Here is a 7302-nt window from a genome sequence, read left to right as displayed (position 1 = left end):
ATCTGCCTGCTTCCCGCGCTCGACTTGCATGTATTAGGCACGCCGCCAGCGTTCGTCCTGAGCCAAGATCAAACTCTCCAAAAAAGTTTGTTCATAATTAACACCGTTAATTATGATGTCTTAGCTTGCTCCAGAAGTTTCCTTCTGGTTATTTTTAAGAAAAAACAGTTGCATGTTTTTCTCTTGACATACTGGTTGTTTTGTTCAGTTTTCAAAGAGCAAATTAGTTTGCTGCTGTCAAAAACACAGCGTTTAATATAATACCAAATCAAAGAGATTATGTCAACTAAAAGACGACTTTGATTTCACAACAATAAAAAACAATCGAATGAACAAATTCGACATTTTCTATATCGCGGATTGTTATTATAGCATCAATCCCATTTAACTGTCAATAAAAAATTACATGTTTTTTAAATGTATTACTTTTTTTGCGACAGCAATAACTATAATACAGTTCGAACAGAAAAAAGTCAACCCTTTTTTCTGTTCTCATCAAAATTCCCCTTCTACTTCGTAACAGCACCTTTCCATTCAAGCATGCCACCAGTCATATTAGACACATTATAACCATTTTCACTTAAAAACTCTGCTGCTCTCATACTTCTTCGACCTGAGCGACAGACCAATACATGGTGTTTTGATTTGTCCAATGAATTTATCGCATCTGGAATTTCTTGTAACGGTATATGTTTAGCATTTTTAATCATACCTTGAGCTACTTCTTCATCTTCTCTTACATCAACAACCTCAATGTCTATTCCTTCTTTTAATTGACTTTCTAATTCTTCTGGAGAGATTTCATTTATTTTTTCCATCTTATCACCCTTTATCGTTCATTCATGTTTATGATACGTTTTCTGAGGATAACTTGCAACTTCCTTACACACACTAGCATTAATAAAAAATATTGGAGAGATGGTATATGAAGTATTTGATTACTATTATATTTATTTTTCTTGTATCATTAGGATTATCTGTTAATAACTTGAAAGCAACAGAAACAAAGGCAACATTAATTCATACGTACGAAGCTGATGTAACTGGTGATGGTCAACATGAAAAAATTGAGCTAAAAGGTATTTTGTTTTCACCAGATACGACATTTTATCGAAAGGTTTGGGCTTCTATTACTAGCAATAATCAAAAGTGGAAAATAAATTACAATGGAGGTTATGATCCTTCACTACAGTTAATTGACTTAAACCATGACACTATTAAAGATATTTTTTATCAGAGCGCAACGGGCGGAAGTGGTGGTTTATATAATTATCAATTAGATACCATCACAAATGATAAAATAAGTAATATACCATTGCCTGAGCAAACATACCTTAGTGGTGAATTTGAAGATAATTTCAACGTTACCATTCAATTAACTCCAAGTGAAAAACCGATTCAAATAGATGTCAAAAATCGTGCTGATGATTATATAAGACTTGGGATATACAATAAAGAAGGAAAATTACTTGAAACAAATAAATCTGTAATGATTGATCCCATTGCCTTCTTCGAACCATTATTAATTAGTGAAAGTAAAGGATATGGTTTAAAAAGTTATCAACAAATAAGCGGGGCTTATCATGCGGACAGGCTAGGAACAGTTGAAACAATTTGGTATTTTGAAAATGGCAAATGGATTATCTTACAAACTAAATGGATCCCCTCTTAAAATAAAGAACCTATTTTAGCATAAAGCAAAGCCGAACGAATTGGTGGTTACCCCCAAAAGTTAGTTTTTTCACTCTAACTTCTGGGGTAATCACCTTCAAACCCGTTCGGCTTTTGTTAATTCTACTATACGTAAAATCCAAGGAGAGAAATGACCACAGTAAATCTCGCCTGTATAAAGCTTTTATCACTTCATTATAATTTTGCTCGTCTTTAATGATACGTATGTGCGAGTCTTCTTTCAATTAATTTGCTACGATATTGACTAGCTTACCGGGTACTACGATGACTTTACGAATAGTTTTCCCTTCAATTAGTGCTTGAATCTTTTCGTTTTCTAAAGCTGTTTTTTCCAGCTCTTCTTTAGATATGTCTTTAGAAACACTAATTTTCGCTCGTACCTTACCCATTATCTGTACAACGATTTCAACTTCAGCTTCAACCAATTTACGCTCATCGTATGTTGGCCATGGTTCATAGCTGATCGTTTCTGTATGGCCCAAAACACTCCATAGTTCTTCTGACACATGTGGTGCAACTGGAGATAACATCTTTACGAACCCTTCCATATAAGCTTTAGGAAGTTTATCCGCTTTATAACCTTCATTGATGAACACCATCATTTGTGAAATACCCGTATTAAAATGGAGATGATTAAAATCATCTGTTACTTTTTTCACTGTTTCATGGTACACCTTATCTAAGGCTGTATTCCCTTCATCTACTACTTTCTCTGATAATTCTCCATTTTCACCTACAATTAACCGCCATACTCGATCAAGGAAACGTCTAGCGCCATCTAAGCCATTTTCTGACCAAGCAACGGATGCATCAAGCGGTCCCATGAACATTTCATACAGTCGAAGTGTGTCCGCACCATGCGATTCGATAATATCATCAGGATTAACCACGTTTCCTTTCGACTTACTCATCTTTTCATTTCCTTCGCCAAGTATCATCCCTTGATTAAATAATTTCATAAACGGTTCTTTTGTAGGAACCACGCCGATATCATAAAGGAATTTATGCCAAAATCGTGCATATAACAAGTGAAGGACAGCATGTTCTGCTCCACCAATATAAATATCAATCGGTAACCATTCTTCAAGAGCTTTTGGATCCGCAATTTCATTAGGGTTATTCGGATCAATATACCGTAAGAAATACCAGCAGCTTCCTGCCCACTGAGGCATTGTGTTTGTTTCTCTTCTACCTTTCATACCCGTTTCTGGATCGATAACATTTACCCAATCGCTATTTGCTAATGGTGATTCACCATTTCCAGAAGGCTTAATATTATCCATTGCAGGGAGCTCAAGCGGTAATTCCTCTTCTGGTACAGTGGTCATTGATCCATCTTCCCAATGGATAATAGGAATAGGTTCACCCCAATAGCGTTGTCGTGCAAACAGCCAATCTCGTAAACGATACGTAACTTTCTTCGTACCTTTACCAGTTTCCTCTAACCAGTCAATCATTTTTGCTATGGCTTTCTCTTTATCCAATCCATTTAAGAAATCAGAATTTACGTGTTCACCGTCACCCATATAGGCTTCTTTCGTAATCTCTCCCCCGGCTACCACTTCTACAATTGGCAATTCGAATTTAACTGCAAATTCATAGTCTCGGTCATCATGTGCGGGGACTGCCATAATAGCTCCTGAACCGTAGCTCATTAATACATAATCAGCGATCCATATTGGCATTTTTTCTTGATTAACTGGATTAATGGCATAGGCCCCAGTAAATACACCTGTTTTATCCTTAGCTAAATCCGTTCTCTCCAAATCGGATTTCGTTTGGATATCTTTAATATAAGTATCAACAGCAGCTTTCTGTTCATCTGTCACGATCTTTTCAACCATTGGATGTTCAGGAGCTAATACAGCATAAGTTGCACCGAAAAGTGTATCGGGTCTAGTCGTAAATACCGTAAACGTTTCATTTGAATGATCAACTGTAAACTGTACTTCAGCACCTTCTGATCGCCCAATCCAGTTACGCTGCATATCCTTCAAGCTTTCTGGCCAATCCAATTCATCTAAATCTTCGAGTAAGCGATCAGCATAAGCAGTTATTTTCAACATCCATTGCTTCATAGGTTTCCGAACAACAGGATGACCGCCTCGCTCACTTTTCCCATCTATTACTTCTTCATTCGCTAGAACCGTTCCTAAAGCAGGACACCAGTTCACAGCAACCTCATCCATATAAGCTAGACCTTTTTCATAAAGCTTCGTAAAAATCCATTGTGTCCATTTATAGTAATTCGGATCCATTGTACTAATTTCACGATCCCAATCATAGGAAAATCCAAGTGCTTGAATTTGTCTCTTAAAAACAGCAATATTTTGTTCTGTAAAATCCGCTGGACTATTTCCAGTATCAATCGCATATTGCTCAGCCGGTAAACCGAAAGCATCCCATCCCATTGGATGAAGTACTTCGTAACCCTGCATCCGTTTCATTCTTGAAATAATATCTGTTGCTGTATAGCCCTCTGGATGCCCTACATGTAATCCAGCACCAGATGGGTATGGAAACATGTCTAACGCATAAACTTTTTCTTTTTCAGAAAATGTATCCGTTTTGAATGTTTTGTTTTTCAACCAATACGTTTGCCACTTTTTTTCAATTTGTTGATGATGAAAACTCATTACATTTCCTCCTTTACTTCTACATATGTTTTTGTAAACGAAAAAAAGCCACTCATCCCTATAAGGGACGAGAAGCTTTTCCCGCGGTACCACCCAGATTAATGCAAATTCCTGCATTCACTTGAGATCCGTAACGTGGATCCACGGCAGAAACTACTTTATCACTTCTGCAACATTAAAGGTGAGTTCATAAATTTCCAGGGACAGTTTACACCAACCACTGCCTCTCTTTTCCTGTAGGGATTTATTACTAATCCTTTGCATAGTCATTATCGTATATGATGTATAAGAATTGTAATGAATTGCATACACTTTGTCAAGACAATACTACGTATAATCTGGTAAAATAAGTCTAACCATCATATTAAAGGAGTATACCATGTTACACGGAATATTACATTATGCCCATTATTTATTGGAAAATTCTATAGAAAAAAATGAGACGGTAATTGACGCGACTTGTGGTAATGGTAATGACACTTTATTTTTAAGTAAAGTTGTCGGTGAAAATGGACGAGTCATTGCTTTTGACATTCAACAGGAGGCGATTCGTTCTACGAAGCAAAAACTAGTAGAAAATAACCGTGAGAATGTCGACCTGATCCTTGACAGTCACGCAAATCTAAAAAAACACTTACCCTCCGAAGAAATTCTATTAGGTGGGGCTGTGTTTAATTTAGGTTATTTACCAAAAGGTAATAAATCAGTTATAACCAAAGGAACTTCAACAATTACTGCAATCGATACGATATTAAAGTATTTAAAGCGTGGTGGATTGATCGTAATTGTGATCTATCATGGACATGAAGGAGGAAAAGAAGAAAAGGAAGCTGTAATAAAACATGTCATGAGGTTAAATCAACGATGGTATCATGTTTTACAATATGGCTTTATTAACCAAAAAAATAATCCGCCTTTTATAATCGCTATTCAAAAAAGATAATAATGGTCTATCTCCATGCAAGGTACGCCTAGTTTCTGAGCGTGGCCCAACACGCGCCTATTTATCCACATGGGCAAATTTTGTAATTTCCTAGACTACCAGTAAAGTGGAGGACCTCCTCCACTTTTATGCTACTATACGTATTTTCATTTTCCCTTTTTATGAATATCATCCTTAAAATATCTCCCGCTACTCAATCCTGTCGACTACTAGTAACTAATCTTTTTAAGTAATAATAACTTCTCGTGTTCCAGTGAAAAAATTTCGAAGCTACTCCACTCGCTTTTAATAATTGTCGCTTCATTTGACGAGAGCCGTCAATTAACTTGACCTTTTCATCTCCTAAATACAACCCAACTAGACCCTGCAGTACCATTTGATGAAATGGAGCATCTGGTAGCATCGTTGAATTAACGTGAGCTTCTAATAAAAAGTGCCGAAATCGTTCCTGCATCGTGATTTGATCTGGGTAATAATTACAGAAGTTCAAATCTTCCTCTTCTTTATCCTCCACTTGGTCGATATAATAATCAAGTAAAATATGCAAGCACTGAATATATGGAAAATATCCAGATACTAATCGGCTTGCTCTGTCTGAACTAAGTCTCCCAGCAAACCCATAGCAGGCCAAACAATATATTCCAAGCGTAGATCCTGCTGCTGCTGAAAATTCATACCAGCTTAACGGATATGCATTCATATTCTCTGACCACTTTGTTAATCGTGGTATACGTTCTTCCATGATCACATGCTTGTGTACCTGTAAATCCATATACAATTTTGCCAATTTAAGCGCATGCTCTTGGAAAAGATCAATGTGATTTAGTGATGCTAGTGCTTCATTACAAGTTCTAACTAACTCTTTCAAATACCCTTTGTCATCTTTACTTTCAAAATACTTATAATAATCCGTTTTACTATCATTACAAGATAGTGCATCTATCATAGCATGATGTAACAATCGGAAATTTTCTGGATCCATAGAATTACTACGATCACAAAGATTATCTAAATAGTCACTTATCGTTTGATATGCAACAATAAATCGTACAGCTTTCTGCCAGTTTTGATGTGCTAATATGCTATAAACTGCTCCTCCTTGACAATGAAAACGTTTGGAAGAAATACTTGATAAAGCCTGAGTTCTCAATTCTTGATCGGGAATTTCCGCAGCACGTTTTTGCCAATAAACTAACTCTTTACTTACAGCTGGAAAAATTTTCAGATAAACGGTTGCCATTAAAATTATTGGGTTATTTGGTACATGATTGCTCAACTTGCTGCCTCCAATCTACATTGTCCCCGCTATAATTTTGTTATACTGTTTATATCACCATATTATCCAGGAGGATTCAAATGATACATTCATATAAAGAAAAACAACCACAAATTCATGAAACTGCATTTATTGCAGAGGATGCAACCATCATCGGTGACGTTACAATTGATGAATATTCTAGTATATGGTTTAAAACTGTAGTTCGTGGAGATGTTGCACCTGTGAAAATTGGTAAAAGAATTAGTATTCAAGATCTGTCCATGCTTCATCAAAGCCCTAATCTTCCCTTAATTATCGAGGATGATGTGACAGTCGGACATCAAGTGACCCTGCACTCCGCCATGATTAGAAACAAAGCTTTAATTGGTATGGGTTCCATTATTCTTGATGGTGCGGAAATAGGTGAAAATGCATTTATCGGAGCCGGAAGCCTTGTGCCACCTAGAAAAACGATTCCGCCACATACGTTAGCTCTTGGTAGACCAGCAAAAGTAATCCGAGACTTAACTCTAGAAGATTACGCGGAGATGGAACGTGTACGAAAATCATATGTAGATAAAGCAATCTACTACAAAAAATATACAAATTCCGGTAAGTAACTTCAAGAACAAAAGCGATTGGAGCTAGTCAACGGAGATAAAGGAATCACGGTGTGCTTGCAAGCCAATGATGACTTAGATTAGGGCGATTCGTGAAGTCACCTAGATTCTGTGCGCTGGAGCTGGACGCAGCTCAACACGCCTTCTTTATCC

The 7302-nt window shown here is 36.7% G+C and carries 6 protein-coding genes, 1 rRNA gene and 1 other annotated feature; of the genes, 3 read left to right on the top strand and 4 right to left on the bottom strand.

The window, feature by feature from the left end:
- Together RVS70_RS04065 and RVS70_RS04060 are read right to left on the bottom strand one after the other, a co-directional pair.
- Window positions 1-84: ribosomal RNA gene (locus tag RVS70_RS04065) — 16S ribosomal RNA — on the bottom strand; the annotation flags it as partial.
- Between the two features lie 425 nt (window positions 85-509).
- The gene (locus RVS70_RS04060; protein WP_026681494.1) at window positions 510-818 is read right to left on the bottom strand and encodes a rhodanese-like domain-containing protein; all 309 of its coding nucleotides are present in this window, start codon (window positions 816-818) and stop codon (window positions 510-512) included.
- Window positions 819-925: 107 nt separating this feature from the next.
- Here RVS70_RS04060 and RVS70_RS04055 point away from each other — a divergent pair, with 107 nt between their 5' ends.
- Window positions 926-1672 carry a hypothetical protein gene (locus RVS70_RS04055; RefSeq protein WP_321132547.1) on the top strand — a complete coding sequence of 249 codons (747 nt, stop codon included), beginning with the start codon at window positions 926-928 and terminating at the stop codon, window positions 1670-1672.
- 244 nt (window positions 1673-1916) lie between these two features.
- On the opposite strand, the gene leuS is transcribed toward RVS70_RS04055, so the two are convergent.
- Window positions 1917-4328 carry a leucine--tRNA ligase gene (gene leuS / locus RVS70_RS04050; RefSeq protein ID WP_026681496.1) on the bottom strand — a complete coding sequence of 804 codons (2412 nt, stop codon included), beginning with the start codon at window positions 4326-4328 and terminating at the stop codon, window positions 1917-1919.
- A gap of 60 nt (window positions 4329-4388) precedes the next feature.
- Window positions 4389-4601, bottom strand: a binding site (T-box leader).
- 106 nt (window positions 4602-4707) lie between these two features.
- On the opposite strand from leuS, the gene RVS70_RS04045 reads away from it, so the two are divergent.
- On the top strand, window positions 4708-5271 hold the full coding sequence (locus RVS70_RS04045; RefSeq protein WP_121605561.1) for a class I SAM-dependent methyltransferase: 564 nt from the start codon (window positions 4708-4710) through the stop codon (window positions 5269-5271).
- 193 nt (window positions 5272-5464) lie between these two features.
- On the opposite strand, the gene RVS70_RS04040 is transcribed toward RVS70_RS04045, so the two are convergent.
- A complete protein-coding gene (locus RVS70_RS04040) occupies window positions 5465-6547 on the bottom strand; it encodes a tetraprenyl-beta-curcumene synthase family protein (RefSeq protein WP_026681498.1) in 1083 nt (360 codons plus the stop codon).
- An 80-nt stretch (window positions 6548-6627) separates the two neighbouring features.
- On the opposite strand from RVS70_RS04040, the gene RVS70_RS04035 reads away from it, so the two are divergent.
- Window positions 6628-7149 carry a gamma carbonic anhydrase family protein gene (locus RVS70_RS04035; protein WP_026681499.1) on the top strand — a complete coding sequence of 174 codons (522 nt, stop codon included), beginning with the start codon at window positions 6628-6630 and terminating at the stop codon, window positions 7147-7149.
- Window positions 7150-7302 lie beyond the last annotated feature (153 nt).

It is taken from the genome of Virgibacillus sp. M23 (assembly GCF_034190895.1).
GTDB classification, from domain to species: domain Bacteria; phylum Bacillota; class Bacilli; order Bacillales; family Amphibacillaceae; genus Virgibacillus; species Virgibacillus salarius.
This window is presented reverse-complemented; position numbering and strand designations above follow the sequence as displayed.